Origin of the sequence: Nonomuraea sp. SYSU D8015 (genome assembly GCF_008065375.1) — a bacterium.
Classification (GTDB): domain Bacteria; phylum Actinomycetota; class Actinomycetes; order Streptosporangiales; family Streptosporangiaceae; genus Nonomuraea.
Map to the genome: position 1 here is coordinate 211,217 of NZ_VJYI01000013.1, position 20,856 is coordinate 232,072.

A 20,856-nucleotide genomic window follows, 5' to 3' on the forward strand; every position below is an offset into this window, starting at 1 on the left:
TCATGGAGATCTTCATTCTCGCCTTCTTCGCACTCGGCTACCTCGTGCTGGCCGGAGCCGACATCGGGGTCGGCATGACGCTGCCGTACCTGGGCCGGTCGGCGGCCGAGCGGCGCGAGGTGATCGCCGCGATCGCGCCGTTCTTCCTGGGCAACGAGGTGTGGCTGGTGGCGACGGGCGGCGTGCTCGTGGGGCTGTTCCCCGAGCTGGAGGGCGAGTTGCTGAGCGGCAACTACACGCTCGTCGTGACGCTGCTGCTGGCGTGGGTCGTCCGCGACATGGGGCTGTGGCTGCGCGGGCGGCTGCCGGGATCGGGCTGGCAGACGTTCTGGGACGGCGCCGTCGTGGCCGGCAGCTGGGGGCTGGCGCTGAGCTGGGGGCTGCTGCTCAGCCACGTCCTGCTCGGAATGGAGGGGCCGGTCGCGGTGCTGCCCGCCCTGGTGCTGGCCGCGCTGTTCGCCACGCACGGGCTGACGTTCGCGGCGCTGCGGCTGCGCGGGGTGCTGCGGGAGCGGGCGGCCGTCCTGTCCGGCGGGGCCGGGCACGGGAGTTCCGTCGGGCCCGGGGTGGACGTCCGCACGTACGCGCTCACGTCGGCGGCGCTGCTGACCGTCGGGACGCTGGCCGGGCTGCAGCTGCCGCTGCACCCGGGCCCGGCGGGCTCCTTCCTGGTGCCGGTGATCCTGGTGCTGATCCCGCCGCTGGTGGCCGCCCAGGGCTGGGTGTGGTGGACCTTCCGGCACCGGGTGACCGGCCCGTCCTACCTTTGAACGAAGTCCCGGATCAGGGCCGCGACCTCGGCCGGGCGCTCGTGCAGGACGACGTGACCGCTGTCCAGCTCGGCGTACTCGCTGCCGGGGATGGCGGCGTGCAGCGCCCGGGCGTGCTCGACCGGGATGAGGTAGTCCCGGGTGTTGCCGATCACCAGCGTGGGCGCGGTGATCTTCGGCAGCAGGTCCCTGAGGTCCACCCTGAGGTCCAGCTCGATCTGGCGCACCGTGCCGCGTGGTGGCTCGCCCACCAGCGCGTCGGCGCCGAGCCGGCTCACGAAATCCGGGCTGAACGCGACGAGCGGGCCGTACGCGGCGAAGCTCTCCGGGGCGGTGGCGGCCAGGCGGGCCCAGGTGCGCAGGCCGAGCTCCAGCCGGGAATCGGCCAGGTGCGTCCAGCCGGCGATCAGAACCAGACGTCTGACCAGCTCCGGCCGCTCGGCCGCGACCGCCGCGGCCACGGCGGCGCCCAGCGAGAAGCCGACCAGGTCCGACGGGCCCTCGAACGCCGCGGCGACCTGCCCGGCGAGCAGGTCGAGCGTGAGGTCGCCGCCGGGGTCGGCGGTCTGGCCGCTGCCTGCGTAGTCGGGGGTGATGACGGTGCGGATGTCGGTGAAGGCCGGCACGAGGTGGGCCCAGTTGGTGACGGCGTCGCCGCCGGTGCCGTGCACCAGGACGAGGCCGGGGCCGGCGCCCTGCCGGTTGTAGTGGACGTCGCCGGAGGTGTGGGTGGCCGTAGGCATTTCGGTGCTCCTAGAGGTTGCCGCCGCCGGTGGCGTCGATGGTGCTGCCGGTGATGAAGCTCGCCTGGTCCGAGGCCAGGAACGCGACCGCGTTCGCGATCTCGTCCGCCCGGCCGATCCGGTTGAGTGCGTGCCGGCTCGCCGCGTACGCCTCCGCCTCAGGGTTACCGCGCAGCCAGCCCGCGTTGGCGTCGGTGTCGATGATGCCGGGGGCGACGTTGTTGACCGTGATGCCGCGTGGGCCGAGTTCTTTGGCCAGGGCCAGCGTGAACACCTGCACCGCGCCCTTGGTCATCGCGTACGCGATGCCCTCCGGGAAGGCGATGCGGGTCGCACCAGAGGTGATGTTGACGATCCTGCCCCCGTCGGGGATCAACGGCAGCAGTCGCTGGGTGAGGAAGAACAGCCCTTTGACGTTCACGGCGAAGACCCGATCGTACGTCTCCGGCGTCTCCGCCCCGATGGGCCCCGAGCCCGCGATACCGGCGTTGTTGACCAGCACGTCGAGCACGGGCGCCGCGTCTTGGAGCCGCTCGGCGAGCCGGCGGACGTCGTCGTGCGCGCCCAGGTCGGCGCGGACGGCGAAGGCGCTGCCCCCGCCCTCCTCGATGCGGCCGACCACCTCTTTGGCGGAGGTCTCGTCGGCCGTGTACGTCACGGCCACGCGGAAGCCGTCACCCGCCAGGCGCAGTGCGATGGCGCGGCCGATGCCCCTGCTCCCTCCCGTCACCAGGGCGGTCCTCATGGAGAATCCTTTCTATAGCGATCGATACAGAAACCATAACATAGCGATCGCTATAGAATTGGCGCATGGCGAGGCAGCGGGCATTCGACAGGGACGTGGCGCTGGAGACCGCGTTGCGGACGTTCTGGCGGCACGGCTACGAGGCGACCTCGATCGCCGAGCTCACCGCCGCGATGGGGATCAGGCCGCCCAGCCTGTACGCGGCCTTCGGGGACAAGCGGCGGCTCTTCGAGGAGGTCGTGGGCCGCTACCAGCAGACCCACGGCGCCTTCACGACCCGCGCGCTGACCGAGGAGCCGACCGGCCGGCAGGCGATCGAGCGGGTGCTGCGGGAGGCGGCCGCCGAGTACACGAGCGAGGAGCACCCGAGGGGCTGCCTGATCATCTCGGCGGCGGTGAACTGCGGACCCGCATCCGCTGAGGTGGAGGAGCTGCTCCGCGGGTTCCGGGAGGAGGCCAAGGCGGCGCTGAAGCGGCGCATCGACGACGACGCGGCCGCGGGGCTCATCCCCGCCGGCACGGACACGGCGGGGCTGGCCACGTTCTACGCCGCGGTGATCCAGGGCATGTCCACGCAGGCACGCGACGGCGCCGGGCACGCCGACCTGCTGCGCATCGCCGCGCTCGCCATGTCGGCCTGGCCGGTCGGCCGCCGGGAGGGCGTCGGGTGACCCAGGCCGGGCTCCGCTACTGGGCCTTGACCGAGGCGTCCTCTGGGGGGACCTCTGGCGGCGAGGCGCGCAGCCAGCGGCAGCCGTGCGGGCCCAGTGGCAGGCGCGCCGTCCCGTCGTCCGCGACCTCCAGCGTGTCGTCCACCAGCAGGTCCGTCAGCTGGCAGCGCTCCAGCCCGGCCAGCGTCACCTCCACGTCTAATGCCGTGTCGCAGAGATTGTGCGCCACCACGACCGTGGCGCGGTCGACGTCGCAGCGGTGGGCGAGGACCGCGTGGTGACCGGTGTCCAGCACCGTGGAGTCGCCCCATGCCAGCTCCGGACACTCTCGGTAGCGCTCGATGAGGAGCTGGAACCAGCGCAGGAGGGAGTTGGTGTCCCGCTTCTGATCGGCCACGTTCACCCGGTCGGGCGCGAAGGCGCCCTCGGGGACCTCCCGCACCGGCGCCGCCTCCCCCTGGGTGAAGCCGCCGTCGCCGGACCACTGCATCGGGATGCGGACCGCCATCCGACCTTCCTCGTCGAGGTTCTCCCCTAACCCGATCTCCTCGCCGTAGAAGATCACGGGAGTGCCGGGCAGCGAGAACAGCAGGCTGTAGGCCATCTTGATGCGCCGCAGGTCGCCACCGAGCATGGTGGGCAGGCGGCGGCGCAGCCCGCGGCCGAAGATCTGCATGCTCTCGTGCGGGCCGAAGGCCTGGAAGACCTCCTGCCGCTCCTCCTCGCTCAGCTTGTCGAGGGTGAGCTCGTCGTGGTTGCGCAGGAACATGGCCCACTGGCAGTCCTTCGGCGGCTTGGGGCGCTCGCGGAGGGCGGCGGCGAGGGGGCGGGCGTCCTGGCGGGCCATCGCGAGCCACGCCTTCTGCATGCCGACGAAGTCGAAGCACATGGTGATCTGGTCGCCGAGGCCGTCGCCGAAGTAGCCGGTCAGGTCCTTGTACGGGAGGTTGACCTCGCCCAGCAGGATCGACCCGCCCTTGCGCCGGGTCATGAACGCCCGCAGGTCCTGCAGGAACTCGTGCGGGTCGGCCAGCTTGGGGTTGACGTTCTCGATGAGGAACGGGACGGCGTCCACGCGGAAGCCCGACAGGCCCAGCTCCATCCAGAACCCGAGTATGCGCGCGATCTCGTCCCTGACTTCGGGGTTGCCGACGTTCAGGTCCGGCTGGTGCCGGTAGAAGCTGTGCAGGTAGTACTGGCCCGAGCCTTCGTCGTACTCCCAGAAGGAGCTCTCCTTGTCGGGGAAGACCACCTGGCTGGGGTCGTCCGGCTCGGGGGTGTCGGACCAGACGTACCAGTCGCGCATCGGCGAGTCCTTGCTCTTGCGCGCCTCCTTGAACCACGGGTGCTGGTCGGAGGTGTGGTTCACGACCAGGTCCGCGATCACTCGCAGGCCGCGGTCGTGCGCGGTGCGCATGAATTCCACGAAGTCGCCCAGCGTCCCCAAGCGCGGGTCGATGCTGTAGAAGTCGGTGATGTCGTAGCCGTCGTCCCGGTTGGGGGTGGGGAAGAACGGCATGAGCCAGAGGCAGGTCACGCCGAGCCCGGCGAGATAGTCGATCTGCTGCGTCAGCCCGTGGAAGTCGCCCACGCCGTCGCCGTTGCCGTCCTTGAACGTCTCCACGTCCAGGCAGTAGACGACGGCATTCTTGTACCAGACGTCGGAGGTGTACGTCAGTCGCATCCGTCCCGGCTACCCGTGAGCGATGCGTTCAGGCCAGCGTGCGGATCGCGTCCTCCACCAGCCGCCAGAACCGCTCGACGTCCATACCGGTGGCGACGTTCGCGTTGGGCTCGCGCATGAGCTTGCCGATCAGGTCCACGCTGGTCGCGCCGGCCGTCTCGGTGCCGTGCAGCTCGATGTCGAGCCGGGCCCGCACGGTGGTGACCGTGGCGGCCTCGGCCACCAGTGCGACCGCGATCGGGTCGTGCAGGGGAGCCTCGGGCATGCCCTGGTCGGTCTCGTACGTGGAGTTGAAGAAGTCCAGCAGCTCGACGCCGAAGGCGGCGGTCTTGTTGCCGATCGCGCCGATCCCGGCGATGACCTCCTGGGTGACGAGCGCCTGGTGGGTGACGTTCAGACCGATCATGGTGAACGGCGGCCCGGACCCGAGCACGATCGACGCGGCCTCGGGGTCGCACCAGGAGTTGAACTCGGCGTACGGCGTGACGTTGCCCCGGGCGGTGGAGCCGCCCATCCAGACGATCTCCCTGATCTTCGACATCCTGTCCGGATATATCCGGGCGAACATGGCGATGTTCGTCAGCGGGCCGGTGGCGACGATCGTCACGTCGTCGGCGGCGTCCACGGTGTCCCTGATGAGCTCGATCGCGGGCCGCGGATCCGCCGCCACATCAGGCGGCGGCAGCTCCGGGCCGCCGAGCGCGTTGGCGCCGTGGATCCGCTCGGCGGGGGACAGCGCGCGGACCAGCGGGCCGGGGGCGCCCGGCGAGATCGGCACGTCGGTGATGCCCGCCAGCGAGGTCACGACCCGGGCGTTGTAGGTGGTGTGGGCCAGCCGGCCGTTGCCGCCGACGGTGGTGATCGCCCGCAGGTCGATCGCCGGGTGCCCGGCGGCCAGCCAGATCGCGAAGACGTCGTCGTGGCCGGGGTCGCAGTCGAGGATGAGGGGGATCGGCGCCTGGGCGTTCATTGTTCCCCTTATAGATCCCGCGGCCCCGTCTGTCGATCCCGGACGACTCCGCTCGTGTAGTTCATGAAGTGAGCCACGCGAAAGGAGCGACCTCGCGATGTCGTTCACCGAAGAAGAGATCGCCTACTTGCAGTCGCAGCCGCTCGCCCGGCTGGCGACCCTGTCGGACGACGGGCAGCCGGACGTGGTGCCGGTCGCGTTCGAGTTCGACGGGACGGGCTTCTGGATCGGGGGTTCAGGGGAGGAGGTCCTGCGGACCCGCAAGTTCCGCAACGTGAGGGCGGGCCATCTCAAGGTCGCCCTGGTCGTGGACGACCTGGTGTCCTTGGACCCCTTCGCGGCGCGCGGCGTGCGCGTGTACGGCCGGGCCGGGCAGCCGGTCGAACGGGTCGGCATGGTCGGTCCCGGCCTCTACACCCGCATCACGCCGACCGTGTCGTGGAGCTGGAACCTGGCGGGCGAGCCGGTCGGCGAGACCTGGTACGAGTCCCGGCGGGCCGAACACCGTCAGGTGCCGGGCGAATAGGTCGGTGTCGGCCCGCCGCAGTACCTTCGCCCAGTGGGCCCGCGACCACGCGGCCGACTTCCTCGGGGAGGCGGCATGACCATCCTGGCGACGGGGGCGACCGGCGTCGTGGGCCGAGGCGTCGTGGGCCGAGGCGTCGTGGGCCGAGGCGTCGTCGCCGAGCTGCTCAAGGCCGGCCGCACCGTACGCGCTCTGACCCGCCGCCCCGCCACCGCGGGGTTGCCCGGCGAGGTGGAGGTGTACGAAGGGGACCTGGATCGTCCGGAGTCCGTACGGGCGGCGCTCGCGGGCGTGGAGCGGCTGTACCTGTTCCCGGTGGCGCATACCGCCGCCGAGGTCGTCGCGCTGGCCGTGGAGTCCGGGGTGCGGCGGATCGTGGACCTCTCGGGCGCCGGGGCCGAGGACGAGCTCTTCGAGGACGGTTACCGAGTGGTGGAGCGGGCCGTGGAGGCGTCTCGGCGAGCGGGTGCGGTTCGAGGAGCAGGAGCCGGTGGCGGCGCGGGAGCAGTGGACCAGGGACGGATATCCGGCCGAGGTGGGGGACTGGCTCTTCGGCATGTGGGCGGAGTCGGCCCGTGAGCCCGCCCCGGTGAACGAGGAGTGGGCCGCCGTCGTCCCCCGCCTCACGGGTCGCCCGGCGCGGACCTTCGCGGAATGGGCCGCCGAGCACGCCCCCGCGTTCCGCTAGTCCCTGCCGACAAGGGGGTACGGAGGTTCGTAGGCTTATTCCGTACCCCCGGCATTCACGCGCCCCTGACCGTTTCGGACTCCGGTGAGCGCCGGGCTGCGCGGGGAAGCGTGAGCCCGGCCAGCACGCCGGTCACGGCGATCGCGGCGGCGACGAGGAGCGCGGACCGCAGCCCGTCGGCGGTGGCGGCGCGCACCGCCTCCCCGGTCAGGCCGGTGGTGTCGCGGCCGGCCACGGCCACCAGGACGGCCAGGCCCGCGCTGCTGCCCGCCTGCAGGACAGTGGAGGCGAGCCCGGAGACCGCGCCCTGCTCGTGCGCGGCCACACCGGTCGCGGCGAGGATGAACATGGTGTTGAACGACAGTCCCGCGCCCAGACCGAAGCCGACGAGTCCGACCAGCAGGCCCGCATAGGATCCGCCGACGGACAGGCTCAACGCCAGCACCACCGTCCCCGCCACTCCGACGAGCACGCTGAAGATCATTGTGCTGCGCAGCCCCAGCAGCGGAATCAACCGCTCACTGATCAGATTGCCCGCCGTGATTCCGAGCGTCGGGCCGAGGAAGGCCAGGCCGGAGCGCATGGCGTCGTAGCCGAGGACGTCCTGGAAGTGAAGGGTGACGAAGTAGGGTACGCACTGCAAGGTCAAGCCGTAGACCAGGATCGCCCAGGCCGCGGCGCTCGTGTGCCTGTTGGCCAGCAGCCGCAGCGGCATCAGCGGGCTGCTGGTGCGGGCCTCGATCGTCAGGAAGGCGGCGAGCAGGGCCACCGCGGCGGCGAAGGACACCACTGCGCCGGCGGAGGTCCAGCCCCGCTCGGCGCCGTGTGCGATGGCGAACACCAGCCCCGTGATGCCCGCGGTGCCGGTGAGCGCGCCGGGCACGTCGAACCTGCCGGCCCGCCGAGCGACGTCCGGCGTCAGCACGGCGAACGCCGCCACGGCACCCACCACGGTCAGCGGCACGTTCACGAAGAAGACCGCAGGCCACCCGAACACGCCCGTCAGCATGCCGCCGAGAAGCGCGCCGAGGCTGAGCCCGCTGGCGCCGCAGACCGCCCACACGGTCATCGCCCGGTTGCGTGCCGGTCCCTCGTCGAACATGGTCACCACCAGCGACAAGGTGGCGGGCATCAGCACCGCGCCCCCGAGCCCCTGCAGCGCCCGCGCGCAGATCAGGAGACCTGGGGAGGCGGCCAGCCCGCCGAGAAGTGAGGCGACGCCGTACAGCAGCATGCCCAGAACGAACATCCGCCGCCTGCCCACCATGTCGGACAACCGACCGCCGAGCAGGAGGAACCCTCCGAAAGGCACCGCGTAGGCGCTGACCACCCACTGCAGCGAGTACGGGGAGAACCCCACGTCGCGCGCGATCTGCGGCAGCGCGACGTAAACGATGGTGAAGTCCAAGGCAGTGATCATGCTGCCCAGGCCCAGGAGTACAAGAGGGATCACGAGTCGCATGCCGGACAGCCTGATCGCGGTCCCGGACCCCAGCCAGTCCCGTGCCTTGACTACTCAAACATTGCTTAGGCTGGATCGATGTGGATCGTGAAGTCGAGCTGAGCGAGTTCCTCAAGTCCCGCAGGGCACGACTGCGGCCGGAGGACGCCGGTCTGCCGTACAGGAACCACGGGACGCGGCGGGTGCGCGGGCTGCGCCGCGAGGAGCTGGCGCTGCTCGCCGGAGTGAGCGTCGCCCATTACACCCGGTTGGAGCAGGGGCGCAGCCAGAACGTGTCGGCCCAGGTGCTGGACGCCATCGCCGACGTGCTGCGGCTCACCGCGGACGAGCGGGCCTACCTGCACGCGCTGGCCCGTCCGGCGCACAGATGCCGGGACTTCCCGCAGACAGGAGTGCGGCCCGGGCTGCAGCGGCTGCTCGACTCCATGATCCTCACCCCGGCCTTCGTGCTGGGGCGGCACGCCAACGTGGTCGCCTGGAACAGGCTGGCGGCCGCGGTCTTCGCCGACTTCGCCGCGATCCCCGAAGATCGCCGGACCATCGGCCACCTGATCTTCCTGGATGAGGAGATCAAGCGGATGCACGGCGAGGGGTGGCCGCGCCTCGCTCAGGAGCACGTGGCCCAGCTCCGGCTCCTGGCCGCGCGCTACCCGAAAAATCCGCAGATCATGGAGCATGTCGACGCCATCTGCAGCCAGAGTCCAGACTTTCGCCACTTGTGGAACGAACACCATGTGGCGGCCGCGACGCACCGCGACTACGTCCTGAACCACCCGGTCGTGGGCGAGCTGCGACTGTCCGCCGAGCTCGTCGCCTTGCCCGGAGACCCGGAGCTCCAGGGGATGGACCTGTTCGCCGCCGAGCCCGGCTCGGAGTCGGAGGACAGGCTGCGCCACCTGGCCGCCACCACGACGCGCGAGCCGTCCACCGCTCCTGCGGCCTAGGCGGGCGTCCCCGGGGGGTGTCAGAGCAGGGTTCCGCCGGTGACCTCGAACTTGGCCAGGGCCTCGTCGATCCTGGCCAGGGTGTCCGGGTGGAGGGTCAGGTCGGCGGCCGACAGGTTCTCCTGGATGTGGGACGGGGTGCGGCTGCCGGGGATCGCCACCACGTGGTCGTCCTGGTGGAGGAGCCAGGACAGCGCGAGCTGGGCCGGGGTGATGCCGAGCTGTGTGGCCAGGGCGCGGATCGGGGCGTAGCGGTCGTTGTTGGCCGCCAGGTTCTCCGCGGAGAAGCGGGGGGCGTTGTGGCGGAAGTCGCCGTCCCCGAGCGATTGCACCGTGCCCGTCAGGAAACCCGTGCCCAGAGGGCTCCAAGCCACGATTCCGACGCCGAGTTCGCGGGCCGTCGCCAGGAGCTCGGGGTCCACCGGCCGCCACATCGACCACTCGTTCTGCACGGCCGTCACCGGGTGCACGGCGTGGGCGGCGCGCAGCTGGGCGGCCGTCACGTTCGACAGGCCGACGTGCTTGATCAAGCCGTCGCGCGCCAGGTCGGCCATCGCCCCCACCGTGTCCTCGATCGGCACCCCGGGGTCCGGGTAGTGGGCGTAGTACAGGTCGATGACGTCGGTGTCCAGGTTGCGCAGGCTGCGCTCCGCGTAGCGGCGGACGAGGCGGGGCTCGGCGTTCACGCGCAGCTCGCCGAACGCGTACCCGACCGGCTGAGACCGGCTCGGCTCCCCCTCCGGGACCGCCAGGCCGAACTTGGTCGCCACCACCACCTCGTCCCTGCGACCCTTGATCGCGCGGCCCACCAGGCGCTCGTTGTGGCCGTCCACGCCGTACGCGTCGCTGGTGTCCACATGGGTGGCGCCCCCGTCCAGGGCCGCCTTGAGCGCCGCCTCCGCACGGGTGTCGTCGATCGCGCCGTAGATGCCGGGCGACAGCACCATGGCGCCGTAGCCGATGGCGGGGACCTGGAGGGTTGCCAGCTGGCGTGTTCTCATGGGTCAGATCATGCGCGGCACTCCGGCGCGGCGTCCAAGACCTGTTGCGATAACCGATGGTTATGGCAGTGGGGCCCGTCTGGCGGCGCGTAGCGTCAGCACGACGGCGGCGACGAAGGCGACGGCGGCAAGGGAGGCTTGAGTGATCAACGCGGGCCCGTACCAGGAGAGGCCGCTGCCGATGACGCCGTCCACGTCGTCGAAGGTGGCCCCCTTCATGGTTTCGTACATGACGAACCACGTCACCAGCTGAAACAGCAGGAACGGCACCGTGATCGCGCCAAGTCCGGCGACCAGGAGGTGGGACTTCCCGGGCCGGCGTCCGATCCAGGTCAGCCCCCACACGAGCACCATGGCCGCGGCAGACCACCAGACGTAAGCCCAGAGGCCGCTCCCGAACAAGCGCACGTAGTATTTGCCGTCCGACAGCCGGTGCGCCTGATCGAGCGCCACGAAGTTGAAGACCGCGACGAACAGCCCGGCCAGCGGCGCATGGCCGAGGATCAGCGTCGCGCGCCGCGGCGCCGTCCAGTCGCGCAGCACCGGGGCGGCACGCCTGAGCAGGACGGATCCCGTCATCACGTACGCCGTGGCGGCCGCGCCCAGCAGGGCGAGGCGCGCCGGGGCGTACCAGTCGGGAGTCGACGACCTCATGATCATCTCGGCGTCGGACGACGACATGAAGTCGTGGAGCACGCCCCCTTCCATCCAGCGCGACACCAGCAGGAGCCCGACCAGGTACAACGGGGTGAGCATGCCGACGACGTACAGACCGGCGGCCGTGGACCCGCGCGAGCCGCGCCGGAGGCCGATCGCCGCGAGGGCGTGGAGAAGGGCGGCGATCACGCAGAAGATCGTGAACGGCAGGATGTTCGAACCGCCGCTCTTCGTGAACCCCAGGAGTTCTTGCTGGGCCCCCTGGTCGAGCCACATGTTGCCGTCCGCGCGGAGCTGCCGGAAAAGCTCAAGGATGTCCTGCCGGGTCATGGCGAACGCGACACGGTCCATCGCTGCGACGATCAACCCCAGGGCCAGTACCTGGCCAGCGAGGGCGAACGTTCTCGCGCGGCCGGGTGTCGTCTCCGCGGGTTTCCCAGACATGATCCCGCATGCTGACAGCGGGGCGATAAGGATGGTGTCAAAGGCCCTCGCCCGTAGAGTGGCCGGCAGCAGGTTCATCCCACACACGACCCTGGCAGAGGCATGGATCTGAAGGTGCTCAAGAGCTTCGTCGTCGTGGCCGAGGAGCTCAACGTGACGCGGGCGGCCGAGCGGTTGTTCGTGTCGCAGCCCGCGCTGTCCAAGCAGCTCAAGATGCTGGAGCGGGAGCTCGGGTTCCGGGTGTTCGAGCGCGTCCACAGTGGGGTGGTGTTGACGCGGCAGGGTGAGGCGTTGCTGCCGGTCGCCCGGGAGTTGCTCGAACGGTGGGCGGCGGGGCTGGAGGACGCGCGGGCGGCGGCGCCCACGGGGACGCTCGTGATCGGGATGCAGACGGCCGTGGGGAGAGGGCTGCAGCAGGCGGCGCTGCGTCGGTTCCGGGCGGCCATGCCGGGGTGGGAGGTGTCGTTGCGGCTGGTCGGATGGGACGATCCCAGCGGCGGGCTGCTGGACGGCTCCTCCGACGTGGCGTTCCTCTGGCTGCCGGTGCCGCCGGGGCTGAGCACGTACGTGCTGGCCACCGAGGGCAGGGGCGTGGCCATGCCCGCCGACCATCCGCTGGCCGGGCTGGAGGAGGTGCCGTTCGCGGCGTTGCGCGACGAGCCGTTCATCGCCCTGCCGCCGGCCGCGGGGCCGTTGCGGGACTTCTGGCTCGGCCGGGACGTACGGGACGACGAGCCGGTCGTGGGGGTCACCGCCAGCACGCCGGAGGAGGTGTTCGAGGCCGTGACCAGCGGACTCGGCGTCGTACTCGTGGCCGAAGGCAACGCGGAGCTCTACCGGCGGCCCGGGATGGCCTACCGGCCGGTGGCGGGGCTGCCGCCGGGCGAGCTGGCGATCGCCTGGAGAGAAGGGGACAGGAGTCCACAAGTCGCGGCATTCATCGACGCGCTACGACAGGTCGCCACTAAGGTCTGACGCGACACCGGATCCCGCAGAAGGGCGAGCCAGACCCATGAGCGATTACGCGATCACCTTCGACCTGATCGACGCGGACAACGACGGCCGCATCTCCGCCACCGAGCTCGTCCGGCTCATGGAGGTGCTCGGCCAGCCGGTGACGCTGGAGGCCGCGCAGGAAGGGGTGCGCAGGCTCGACAAGGACGGGGACGGGCTGATCGACATGGAGGAGTTCGGGGCCTTCATCCAGAAGTGATACCAAACCAAGCATTTGCTCGAAATCCCCTGTCGCCTGGGTCACAATGGCGACAGGAGGGACGATGGCCATCAAGAGTGACAGCAGCGAAAGCCGTACACCCGCGGACATCGTGAAAACGCTCAGGTCGGGCATCGGCCGGGTTTCCCAGGAGGTGATCGAGGAGATCCAGGCCCGGATCCCCGAGTACGCCCGGCCCGACGACGAGCTCTACATCAAGGTCGTCAGGATGGCGGTCGAGCAGGCCATCGAGGGCTTCCTCGACCGCATCGAGAACCCCGGCGCCCCCTGGGACCCGGAGCCGTTCCGCATGATCGGCAAGGGGGAGGCGGCGGAGGGCCGCAACCTGGAGCCACTCCAGACGGCGATGCGGCTCGGGGCCCGGGTCGGCTGGCGACGGCTGACCGAGATCGCCGAGCCGCTCGGATTGTCCCCCCAGTCCCTGTACGACCTGGGGGAGGCCATCTTCGTCTACCTCGACCAGCTCGCCGACGCGGCGGCCGAGGGCTTCGAGGAGGCCAGGGCGGACGCGGCCGGCGAGATCGAGCGCCGCCGCGGCCGTCTCCTGGACCTGCTGCTCAGCCAGCCGCCCGCCAGCCCCGACGCCATCGCCGACCTCGCCAAGGCGGCGGGCTGGCGACTCCCCCGGACGGTCGCCTGCGTCGCCCTGGACGACCAGCAGGGTCTCGGCGGGCTCGGCTCCGGCCGGGCGGTTGCCGGACAGGCCAACGGCCGGTCCGATGGCGGCCTGCCCAGCGGCGGTTGGTCCGGGGTCTACCGCATGCCGCCGCTCCCGCCCGACGTGCTGACCGGGCTGGACCGGCCCACCCCCTGCCTGCTGGTGCCCGATCCCAGCGGGCCGGGTCAGGCGCAGATGCTGGAGCAGGCGTTGCGCGGACACTGGGGCGCGATCGGACCGGCCGTGCCGCTGGCCGCGGCCGCGACCTCCTTGCGCTGGGCACGGGAGGCGCTGGAGCTGTCGCGGCGCGGCGTGCTGCCGCGCGGCCTGCTCCGGTGCGAGGACCACATGGCCACGCTCGTGGTGTTCAAGGACGAGGAGCTGGTCAGCGCCCTGGCCGAGGTGCGCCTCGCGCCTCTCGCCCACCTCCGTCCCACCCAGCAGGACCGGCTGGCGGAGACGTTGCTGGCATGGTTGCGGCACGGCAGGGGCGCGGGCGAGGTGGCCGCCCGGCTGCACGTGCACCCGCAGACCGTGCGGTACCGGCTGCGGCAGCTGGAGGAGCTGTACGGCGACCAACTGGCCGACCCGGACGTCCGGTTCGAGCTGGAGATCGCGCTCCGCGCCCGTCAGGCCCTCAGCGAGAGCAAGGAGCGCGGAAGAGCCTGAGGCGGTCCTCGCCGATGCGCTCGCGCAGCGCGTGGTCCTCGACCCCGAGGTCCTCCCGAGGCGCGAGGGCGAGCACGCCGACCTTCCCGACGTGCCGGTTCAGCTGTACGGCCCGCGCCGCCTCGGCCGCCTGTTCCAGCGGGTACACGGTCGAGAGCGTCGGATGGATCATGCCGAGCGAGATCAGCCGGTTCACCTCGTGGCATTCTTGATAGTTCGCCCCATGGGAGCCGATGATCCGCTTGAGCTTCATCCACAGGTGCCGGTTGTCGTACTCGTGGGCGTATCCGCTGGACGATCCGCACGTCACCACCGCGCCGCCCCGCCGCGCGACGTACACGGAGGCGCCGAACGTCTCCCGTCCCGTGTGCTCGAACACGATGGCCGGGTCCTCGCCCACCTGCCGCCTGATCTCGGCGCCGAGCCTGCGCCAGCCCTTCTCGTCGCCCAGCCCCTCGAACTGCGAGCGGTCCACGACGTGCCGGCAGCCCATCCGGCGCAGCAGCTCGGCCTTCTCCGGCGTGCCCACGACGCCGACCGGGATGCCGCCGCCGTTCCTGACGAGCTGCACGCCGTACCCGCCGAGACCGCCCGTCGCGCCCCAGAGCAGCACCACGTCCCCCTGCTTCATGCGCGCGCCGCGCTCGCCCACCAGCATCCGGTACGCGGTCGAGGCGCACAGCATGTTGCAGGCCGCCTCCTCCCAGCTCAGATGCCGGGGCTTGGCGAGCAGCTGGGTGGCCTTGACCACGGCGAAGTCGGCCAGGCCGCCGAAGTTCGTCTCGAAGCCCCAGGCCCGCAGGTCGCCGGCCAGCATGCCGTCGTGCTGGATCGCGGGGTCCTCGCCGTCGACGTACGCGGGGCTGGTGACCACCCGGTCGCCGACCCGCCATCGCCGCACCGCCCGCCCCGTACGGACGATCACCCCGGCCGCGTCCGAGCCGAGCACGTGCGCCGGCAGGTCGTGCCGGGGATCGGTGCGCCCGAACCGCTCCAGGAACGCGAACGTCGGCACCGGCTCGAACATCGCCGACCACACCGTGTTGTAGTTGATCGCGCTGGCCATGACCGCGATCAGCACCTCGTCGGCGGCCAGCTCGGGCATCGGTACCTCGCCGACGTGCAGCGTCCTGCGGACGTCCTTGTCGGGCTCGTCCCGGTCGAAGGTCCCGACGTCGTCCTTGCGGATGTGGGCGGCCCGGTAGGCGGACGGCACGTCCAGCCGCTCCAGCTCGGCGGGCTCCGCGCCCGCCACCACGGCCTCTGCCAGCGTCATAGGAGTCCCTTCAGGTGCTCGGCGATGACCTCGACGTGCGGGGGGTCGAGCAGGTTGAGGTGGTGCGACCCGGGGACCTCGACGATCTCCAGATCGGCGCAGTACGGGGCGAAGCCCCTGGCCGGGTCGTTCTCGTGCGCGTAACGCGGGTCCTCGACCGTCCAGGGGGTCGGGTCCGTGGAGCGGTAGAGGACGACCCGGCCCTGGTACGGGCGGCTCGGGCGGTAACGCTCGATGGCCCTGGTGTCCTCGTGGGAGGTGAGCTGGTGGCGGACGACGGCGGGGCTCAGCCGGTCGAGCACCCCCGACTCCGCCACCCTGGCCTCGGTGACCGCCAGCTGGGCCCGCTCGTCGAGGGGGAGCAGCTCGGCCAGGTCGAGGCGGATGTCCGCACCGTAGGTCTTCCGCAGGTAGGCCGCGAAATCCGCGTATCTGCGGGCGTTGATCTCGCGTCTCGCCGCCTCGGGAACCTGCTCGGGGAGGCCCGAGTCGATCATCGCCACCAGCTCGACCTCGCCCAGCTGCTGGGCGATCTCGAAGGCGAGAATGCCGCCGAACGACCAGCCGCCCAGGCGGTACGGGCCCGCGCCGCCGTCCTTGATGGCCTGTGCGTAGCGGGATGCGCGTTCGGGGATCCCCAGAGGGTCGCCGAGGCGCTCCAGGCCGAGGACGGGGGCGGGCAGGCGGTCGGCCAGGAGGGTGTAGACGTCGGCGGTGCCGCCCGCCGGGTGGGCCAGGAAGATCGGCCTCCCCCGCCTGCCGGTGGTCAGGGCGCGGACGAGGCCCCGATCGGCCTCCGCCTGCCCGATGAAGTTCGGTGCCGCCGTCCCGGGCACGTCTCCTGAGCCCAGAGCGACCGTGCGGACCAGGGCGCCGAGGGTGCCGCCTTTGAGGAGGGGGGCCGTGGGGACGGTGACGCCGAAGTCGTGCTCGACGGTGCCGCGCAGCCTGGTCGCGGCCAGGGAGTCCAGACCCAGCTCCGTCAGCACGGCGTCGTCCGCCAGCCGGGCCGGGTCCACCCCCAGGATGGTGGCCACCCGCTCCCTGACCTTCCCGGACACGACGGCCAGCGCCTCGTCGGGCGGCAGGTCGGCGAGGTCCTGGGTGGCCGCCGCAGACGGAAGGTCCGCGATTTCCGAGAAGTAGGGCATTCGAGAAATAGCCGGAAATATCGTGATTGCTTGGGCATCGTCCAGCTTGATCACCCCGACGCCCGACATATCCCGCTGAATCAGCGCTTCAAGAGCCTCCAATCCCTCCCCCACTGTCAGGGGCTCCACGGCGGGCATGGCGTCCGGGGCGACGGTCCCGGACCACGGGCCCCAGTCGATGCTGATCGCGGGCAGACCGTGCGCCCGGCGGCGCTCGCACAGCGCGTCCAGCCAGGCGTTCGCCGCCGCGTAGGCGGCCTGGCCCGGGGAGCCGAGCAGCCCGGCGGCCGAGGAGAACGCGACCCACCAGTCGAGGTCGAGATGCTTGGTGGCCTCATGGAGGCGCAGGCCGCCGGTGACCTTGGCGGCCCACACGCGTTCGAGGCTGCCGGGATCCAGGTCCGCGATCAGCCGGTCGTCCAGGACTCCGGCCGCGTGGATGACGCCGCGCAGCCGCAGCCCTCCCTCGGTGGCGGCGGCGACCAGGCGCTCGGCCGTGCCGGGCGCCGCCAGGTCCCCCGCGACCACCTGCACGATACCGTCGGCGGGCGTCGCCAGGTCGCCCGCGACCACCTGGGCCATGCCGTCGGCGGGCGCCGGGGAGCGGCCGTTCAGCACGACGCGGGTGGCGCCGCGCGCGGCCAGCCAGCGGGCGGCGATGCGGCCGAGGTGGCCGTAGCCGCCGGTGATGACGTACGCGCCGGGGCCGACGACCGGATCGGGCGAGCGCGAAGCGGGGCCGGCGGGCGGGAGCGGGGCGGGGCCGGCGGGCGGGAGCGGGGCGGGCCCGGCGGGCGAGAGCGGCGCCGGCCGGGCGGGCGGAAGCGGGATGCGGCGCAGGCGGGCCGCGTAGCGAGTTCCGGCGCGCCAGGCCACCTCGTCGTCGGGGGAGTCGCCGGCCAGCTCCACGGCCAGGTCGTCGAGGTCGTCGAAGTCCACGAGGGTGGCGCGGGTCTCGGGGTGTTCGAGCGCCAGCACCCTGATCAGCCCCCTGAGCGCGGCGGGGCCGGGGTCCGGCGGCTCGCCGTCCCGTACGGCCTGCGCCCGCTCGGTCGCGACCGTGATCCTGGAGCCTCGCCGGGCCTGCTCGGCCGCCCGGAGCAGGATGCGCCGGGCGCCGGGCGGGTCGAGGTGGCGGGGGACCAGGACGAGGACGTTCGCCGGATCGTCGGTCTCGCCCAGGAGGGTGTGGAGGCGGGCCGCCCGCGCATCCCCCTCATCGGCCAGGATGAGCCATGCGCGGGTCGAGCCCGCCTCCGTCGGTGGGGCACTCACCCAGACGCGCCTGTAGAGCTTGGCGTCAAGCCTCGTGGGGATGGGGCCCGGGAGCAAGCCGACGGTCTCGGCAGGTGAGAAAGTCCCGCCCAGAGCCATGCGCCCGGCCCGCCGAGAGCCGCCCGCCGCGTCGGCAGGGGCGACGGTGGCGGTGCCGTAGACGGTCCAGGCGCCGGCGGCGTTCTTGGCGGACAGCTCGATCGTGTCGCCCGACAGGGTGATCGTCACCTGGGCGGGCAGGGGGAGCAGGCCCCGGAGCGTGACGTCGTGCACCTCGATCTCCCCATGCACCTCGGTCGCCGCGGCGCGGGCGAGCCTGGTCACGGCGGTGCGCGGGAGCACGGGGTGGCCGTCGCGGCGCCATTCCTCCGGCCGCAGCCGCCAGGGGGCGTCGGAGAGGTCGTCGAGGGTGGTCGTCCAGGCATGACCGGCCGGGGTCTCCACGTGGGCGCCGAGCAGCGGGTGACCGGTCGGCGGGCGTTTCGGCGCCGCCCAGTGCCGTACGTGGTGCCAGGGAGAGTGCGGCACGTCGACGACGCGACCCCGGGTCCGCGGCACGACGGCGGTGGCCGCCGTGGCCACCTGGTCGTGGAAGGGGCCCTCGGTGATCAGGGCGGCCGGCGGGAGAGTGTCGCGGAGCGCGCCGGTCAGCAGGGGGCGCGGGCCGAGTTCGGTGAACAGGGTGTGGCCGTCCTCGGCGGCCGCCCGTACGGCCTGCATGAGGCGTACGGGCCGGCGCAGCCCGGCGGCCCAGTACGCGCCCTCGAACACCGGCACCTCACGAGGATCCTCAAGAACGGAGGAGTAATACGAAATGCCGGGCTTGCCGCCCATGATCCCGCCCAGCTCCTCCCTGAGCCGCGGCACCAACGGCCCGACCTGCGGCGAATGTCCCGCGCCCTCAGCCGTGAGCGTCCGCGCGAACAGCCCCCGGTCCGCAACCGACGCCGCGAACTCCGCCACCCGCCCCGGATCCCCCGTCACCACGGTCTGGACCGGCGAGGCGTACACGGCCACGTGCAGGTCGTCCGGCACCTCGTCCGCGCCCACCTCCACGACCGCCATCGCCCCGCCGCCGCCCAGACCACCCAGGAGCCGGGCTCTCCGGCAGATCACCCGTACGCCGTCCTCGACCCCGATCCCACCGGCCACCACCGCGGCGGCGACCTCCCCCATGGAGTGCCCGATCACCGCGGCGGGCTCGAACCCGTACGCCCGCCACGTCTCCGCCAGCGCCAGCTGCGCGGCGAAGACGATCGGCTGCAGCGTCGCGACACCCGAGCCTGGTTCGTGGACGTCGATGCCCGCCTCGGCCCGCAGCAGCGGCGCCAGCCGGTCGATCGTCCGCCGGTAGGCGGGCTCGGTGTCGTAGAGGTCCATGGAGGGCCGCTGCGGGCTGTAGCCGCTGAAGACCCACACCGGCCCGGAGGCCGCCGCCACCGTCTTCGGCCGGATGTTCCGCAGCTCGGCGGCCAGTTCCTCACCGTCCCCCGCCACCACCGCCGCCGCGGCCCGCCCGCGCCGAGCCCGCCTCGCCAGGGTGTGGGCCACGTCGGCGAGGTCGGCGTCCGGCCGCCGGGCGGCCAGAGCGCGGGCGTGGCGCTCCACCCGTTCCGGCGTGGTGTCGGTGATCAGGAAGACGTGCTTGGCCCGCTCCACGCGGGTTTCCTGACGAGCTGTCCAGGCGTCCAGCACGACGTGCGCGTTCGTGCCGCCGAACCCGAAGGCGGACACCCCCGCTCGGGCGTCGGCCCGCGGCCACGGCGTCGGCTCGGTGACCACGCGCAACCGCTCCCAGGGGATGTGCGGATTGGGCCGCCGGAAGTGGAGGCTCGGCGGGATCACGCCGTGGTGCAGGGCGAGGACGGTCTTGATGAGCCCGGCCACCCCTGCGGCCGCCTCCAGGTGTCCCAGGTTCGTCTTGGCGGAGCCGAGCAGCACCGGCGACGGGACGGCGGCGGCGATGGCCCGCGCCTCGATGGGATCGCCGAGGAAGGTGCCGGTGCCGTGGGCCTCGACGTAGTCAGGTCCGCGGCCCAGGCCGCCGTACGCCTGCCTGAGCAGCGACTCCTGCGCCTCCGGGCGGGGCGCGACCAGCCCGTTGGAGCGGCCGTCCTGGTTGACGACGCTCTCCCGGATCACCGCGAGCACCCGGTCGCCGTCGCGTACGGCGTCGGAGAGCCGCTTGAGCACCACGACCCCGCACCCCTCGGCCCGGACCATGCCGTCCGCCGCGGCGTCGAACGCCTTGCACCGCCCGTCGGCCGCCGTGCCGCCGCCCCGGTCGAAGGCCACCGTGATCAGGGGTGAGAGCAGCAGGTTCACGCCGGCGGCGAGGGCCAGGCCGCACTCGCCCGAGCGCAGGCCGGCGACCGCCAGGTGGGTGGCCACGAGGGAGGAGGAGCAGGCGGTGTCCACGGCCATAGACGGGCCGCGCAGGTCCAGGAGGTACGACAGGCGGTTGGCGGCGATGCTGGGCGCGGCGCCCGTGGCCGTCCAGGCGTCCACGGCGGCCAGGTCGGCGCCGGTCAGGTAGGCGTACTCGGTGGCGGAGAGCCCGGCGTACACGCCGGTCCGCGTGCCGGCCAGCGATCTCGGCGCGATGCCCGCGTGCTCCAGCGCCTCCCAGGCCGTCTCCAGCAGCATGCGGTGTTGCGGGTCCATGGACGCCGCCTCGCCCGGCGCGAGGCCGAAGAACTCCGCGTCGAAGCCGGCCACGTCGTCCAGGAAACCGCCGTGCCGGGTCGTGCCGGCCAGCACCTCGCGGGTACGCGCCGACCCGTCGTCGAACGCCTCCCATCGCCCCGCGGGCACCTCGCCGACCGCGTCCCGCCCTTCGATCAGCAGCTCCCAGTACGCCTCGGGGCCGTGCGCGCCGGGGAACCGGCAGCCGATCCCGACCACGGCCACCGGCTCCCCCTCCGCGCCGGGCACCTCCTGGTCCTCGCGGGGCGTGGACAACGCGCGGACCAGGAGGTTGATCGTGGGGTGCTCCCACACGAGCGTCGGGCTCAGCTCGCGGCCCAGCAGCTCGCCCAGCTCGCCCGCCACCGCCACGGCCTCGCGCGACGACAGCCCGTGCTCCTCCAGCGGCCGGTCGGGATCCACCTGCCCGCCGAGTCGCGCGGTGAGGAAGCGCCGGATCTCGCCTTCGGATACGTCCATGGAACACTCCCATGCTGCCGAGGCCGGGGGGTGATCGGCCAACATACCCAGGCTCGGCAGGCGGACGGCAGGCCCGTACGGAACATTCTTCGGTTGGGTTTTGTCACGCCGGTGATAACCCGA

The 20,856-nt window shown here is 72.1% G+C and carries 17 protein-coding genes; 8 read left to right on the forward strand and 9 right to left on the reverse strand.

Annotated features, from left to right (window positions below; translation table 11 throughout):
* Nucleotides 1-2 precede the first annotated feature (2 nt).
* Nucleotides 3-770 (forward strand): cytochrome d ubiquinol oxidase subunit II, encoded by a 768-nt coding sequence (locus tag ID574_RS40260; protein WP_188194276.1) that lies wholly within the window; start codon nt 3-5, stop codon nt 768-770.
* On the opposite strand, the gene ID574_RS40265 is transcribed toward ID574_RS40260, so the two are convergent.
* Together ID574_RS40265 and ID574_RS40270 are read right to left on the reverse strand one after the other, a co-directional pair.
* On the reverse strand, nt 761-1,513 hold the full coding sequence (locus tag ID574_RS40265; protein ID WP_188194277.1) for an alpha/beta fold hydrolase: 753 nt from the start codon (nt 1,511-1,513) through the stop codon (nt 761-763). The genes ID574_RS40260 and ID574_RS40265 overlap by 10 nt on opposite strands.
* 10 nt (nt 1,514-1,523) lie before the next feature.
* Nucleotides 1,524-2,258, reverse strand: coding sequence for an SDR family NAD(P)-dependent oxidoreductase (locus ID574_RS40270; protein ID WP_188194278.1), 735 nt, complete (start codon nt 2,256-2,258; stop codon nt 1,524-1,526).
* Nucleotides 2,259-2,323: 65 nt separating this feature from the next.
* Here ID574_RS40270 and ID574_RS40275 point away from each other — a divergent pair, with 65 nt between their 5' ends.
* Nucleotides 2,324-2,929 (forward strand): TetR/AcrR family transcriptional regulator, encoded by a 606-nt coding sequence (locus tag ID574_RS40275; protein ID WP_188194279.1) that lies wholly within the window; start codon nt 2,324-2,326, stop codon nt 2,927-2,929.
* Nucleotides 2,930-2,945: 16 nt separating this feature from the next.
* Here the strand turns inward: ID574_RS40275 and ID574_RS40280 are convergent, their stop codons facing one another.
* Both ID574_RS40280 and ID574_RS40285 read right to left on the reverse strand, forming a co-directional pair.
* Nucleotides 2,946-4,613, reverse strand: a complete 1,668-nt coding sequence (locus tag ID574_RS40280; protein WP_188194280.1) for an alpha-amylase family protein — start codon at nt 4,611-4,613, stop codon at nt 2,946-2,948.
* A gap of 28 nt (nt 4,614-4,641) precedes the next feature.
* The gene (locus ID574_RS40285) at nt 4,642-5,583 is read right to left on the reverse strand and encodes a nucleoside hydrolase (RefSeq protein WP_188194281.1); all 942 of its coding nucleotides are present in this window, start codon (nt 5,581-5,583) and stop codon (nt 4,642-4,644) included.
* A gap of 97 nt (nt 5,584-5,680) precedes the next feature.
* Between ID574_RS40285 and ID574_RS40290 the strand changes: the two genes are divergently transcribed.
* Together ID574_RS40290 and ID574_RS40295 are read left to right on the forward strand one after the other, a co-directional pair.
* Nucleotides 5,681-6,109 carry a PPOX class F420-dependent oxidoreductase gene (locus ID574_RS40290; RefSeq protein ID WP_188194282.1) on the forward strand — a complete coding sequence of 143 codons (429 nt, stop codon included), beginning with the start codon at nt 5,681-5,683 and terminating at the stop codon, nt 6,107-6,109.
* A gap of 75 nt (nt 6,110-6,184) precedes the next feature.
* Nucleotides 6,185-6,688: an SDR family oxidoreductase gene (locus ID574_RS40295; RefSeq protein WP_223167571.1), complete on the forward strand. Its 504-nt coding sequence runs from the start codon at nt 6,185-6,187 to the stop codon at nt 6,686-6,688.
* A 164-nt stretch (nt 6,689-6,852) separates the two neighbouring features.
* Here the strand turns inward: ID574_RS40295 and ID574_RS40300 are convergent, their stop codons facing one another.
* Complete coding sequence (locus ID574_RS40300; RefSeq protein ID WP_188194283.1) at nt 6,853-8,259, reverse strand: MFS transporter; 1,407 nt, start codon at nt 8,257-8,259, stop codon at nt 6,853-6,855.
* Nucleotides 8,260-8,339: 80 nt separating this feature from the next.
* Here ID574_RS40300 and ID574_RS40305 point away from each other — a divergent pair, with 80 nt between their 5' ends.
* Nucleotides 8,340-9,203 (forward strand): helix-turn-helix domain-containing protein, encoded by an 864-nt coding sequence (locus ID574_RS40305; RefSeq protein ID WP_188194284.1) that lies wholly within the window; start codon nt 8,340-8,342, stop codon nt 9,201-9,203.
* 20 nt (nt 9,204-9,223) lie between these two features.
* Here the strand turns inward: ID574_RS40305 and ID574_RS40310 are convergent, their stop codons facing one another.
* Entirely contained in the window at nt 9,224-10,204 is a 981-nt protein-coding gene (locus tag ID574_RS40310; RefSeq protein ID WP_188194285.1) for an aldo/keto reductase, read from the reverse strand.
* A gap of 60 nt (nt 10,205-10,264) precedes the next feature.
* On the reverse strand, nt 10,265-11,383 hold the full coding sequence (locus tag ID574_RS40315) for a hypothetical protein (protein ID WP_188194286.1): 1,119 nt from the start codon (nt 11,381-11,383) through the stop codon (nt 10,265-10,267).
* 24 nt (nt 11,384-11,407) lie between these two features.
* Here ID574_RS40315 and ID574_RS40320 point away from each other — a divergent pair, with 24 nt between their 5' ends.
* From ID574_RS40320 to ID574_RS40330, 3 genes are all read left to right on the forward strand, one after another.
* Nucleotides 11,408-12,280: a LysR family transcriptional regulator gene (locus ID574_RS40320; RefSeq protein WP_188194287.1), complete on the forward strand. Its 873-nt coding sequence runs from the start codon at nt 11,408-11,410 to the stop codon at nt 12,278-12,280.
* Between the two features lie 37 nt (nt 12,281-12,317).
* Complete coding sequence (locus ID574_RS40325) at nt 12,318-12,518, forward strand: EF-hand domain-containing protein (protein WP_188194288.1); 201 nt, start codon at nt 12,318-12,320, stop codon at nt 12,516-12,518.
* Nucleotides 12,519-12,582: 64 nt separating this feature from the next.
* Entirely contained in the window at nt 12,583-13,866 is a 1,284-nt protein-coding gene (locus ID574_RS40330; protein WP_223167572.1) for a PucR family transcriptional regulator, read from the forward strand.
* Here ID574_RS40330 and ccrA read toward each other — a convergent pair.
* Both ccrA and ID574_RS40340 read right to left on the reverse strand, forming a co-directional pair.
* Entirely contained in the window at nt 13,835-15,142 is a 1,308-nt protein-coding gene (ccrA, locus tag ID574_RS40335; protein ID WP_188194289.1) for a crotonyl-CoA carboxylase/reductase, read from the reverse strand. The two genes, ID574_RS40330 and ccrA, sit on opposite strands and share 32 nt — an antisense overlap.
* A complete protein-coding gene (locus ID574_RS40340; RefSeq protein WP_188194290.1) occupies nt 15,139-20,733 on the reverse strand; it encodes a type I polyketide synthase in 5,595 nt (1,864 codons plus the stop codon). Before ID574_RS40340 ends, ccrA begins: the two co-directional genes overlap by 4 nt.
* Nucleotides 20,734-20,856: the final 123 nt, after the last annotated feature.

What these genes read in the sequence shown, in the direction of transcription:
- ID574_RS40310 (WP_188194285.1), bottom strand. Translation starts at nt 10,204, where the DNA reads ATGAGAACACGCCAGCTGGCAACCCTCCAGGTCCCCGCCATCGGCTAC.
- ID574_RS40260 (WP_188194276.1), top strand. Translation starts at nt 3, where the DNA reads ATGGAGATCTTCATTCTCGCCTTCTTCGCACTCGGCTACCTCGTGCTG.
- ID574_RS40325 (WP_188194288.1), top strand. Translation starts at nt 12,318, where the DNA reads ATGAGCGATTACGCGATCACCTTCGACCTGATCGACGCGGACAACGAC.
- ID574_RS40290 (WP_188194282.1), top strand. Translation starts at nt 5,681, where the DNA reads ATGTCGTTCACCGAAGAAGAGATCGCCTACTTGCAGTCGCAGCCGCTC.
- ccrA (WP_188194289.1), bottom strand. Translation starts at nt 15,142, where the DNA reads ATGACGCTGGCAGAGGCCGTGGTGGCGGGCGCGGAGCCCGCCGAGCTG.
- ID574_RS40320 (WP_188194287.1), top strand. Translation starts at nt 11,408, where the DNA reads ATGGATCTGAAGGTGCTCAAGAGCTTCGTCGTCGTGGCCGAGGAGCTC.
- ID574_RS40295 (WP_223167571.1), top strand. Translation starts at nt 6,185, where the DNA reads ATGACCATCCTGGCGACGGGGGCGACCGGCGTCGTGGGCCGAGGCGTC.
- ID574_RS40265 (WP_188194277.1), bottom strand. Translation starts at nt 1,513, where the DNA reads ATGCCTACGGCCACCCACACCTCCGGCGACGTCCACTACAACCGGCAG.
- ID574_RS40275 (WP_188194279.1), top strand. Translation starts at nt 2,324, where the DNA reads ATGGCGAGGCAGCGGGCATTCGACAGGGACGTGGCGCTGGAGACCGCG.
- ID574_RS40300 (WP_188194283.1), bottom strand. Translation starts at nt 8,259, where the DNA reads ATGCGACTCGTGATCCCTCTTGTACTCCTGGGCCTGGGCAGCATGATC.
- ID574_RS40315 (WP_188194286.1), bottom strand. Translation starts at nt 11,383, where the DNA reads ATGAACCTGCTGCCGGCCACTCTACGGGCGAGGGCCTTTGACACCATC.
- ID574_RS40340 (WP_188194290.1), bottom strand. Translation starts at nt 20,733, where the DNA reads ATGGACGTATCCGAAGGCGAGATCCGGCGCTTCCTCACCGCGCGACTC.
- ID574_RS40285 (WP_188194281.1), bottom strand. Translation starts at nt 5,583, where the DNA reads ATGAACGCCCAGGCGCCGATCCCCCTCATCCTCGACTGCGACCCCGGC.
- ID574_RS40270 (WP_188194278.1), bottom strand. Translation starts at nt 2,258, where the DNA reads ATGAGGACCGCCCTGGTGACGGGAGGGAGCAGGGGCATCGGCCGCGCC.
- ID574_RS40330 (WP_223167572.1), top strand. Translation starts at nt 12,583, where the DNA reads ATGGCCATCAAGAGTGACAGCAGCGAAAGCCGTACACCCGCGGACATC.
- ID574_RS40280 (WP_188194280.1), bottom strand. Translation starts at nt 4,613, where the DNA reads ATGCGACTGACGTACACCTCCGACGTCTGGTACAAGAATGCCGTCGTC.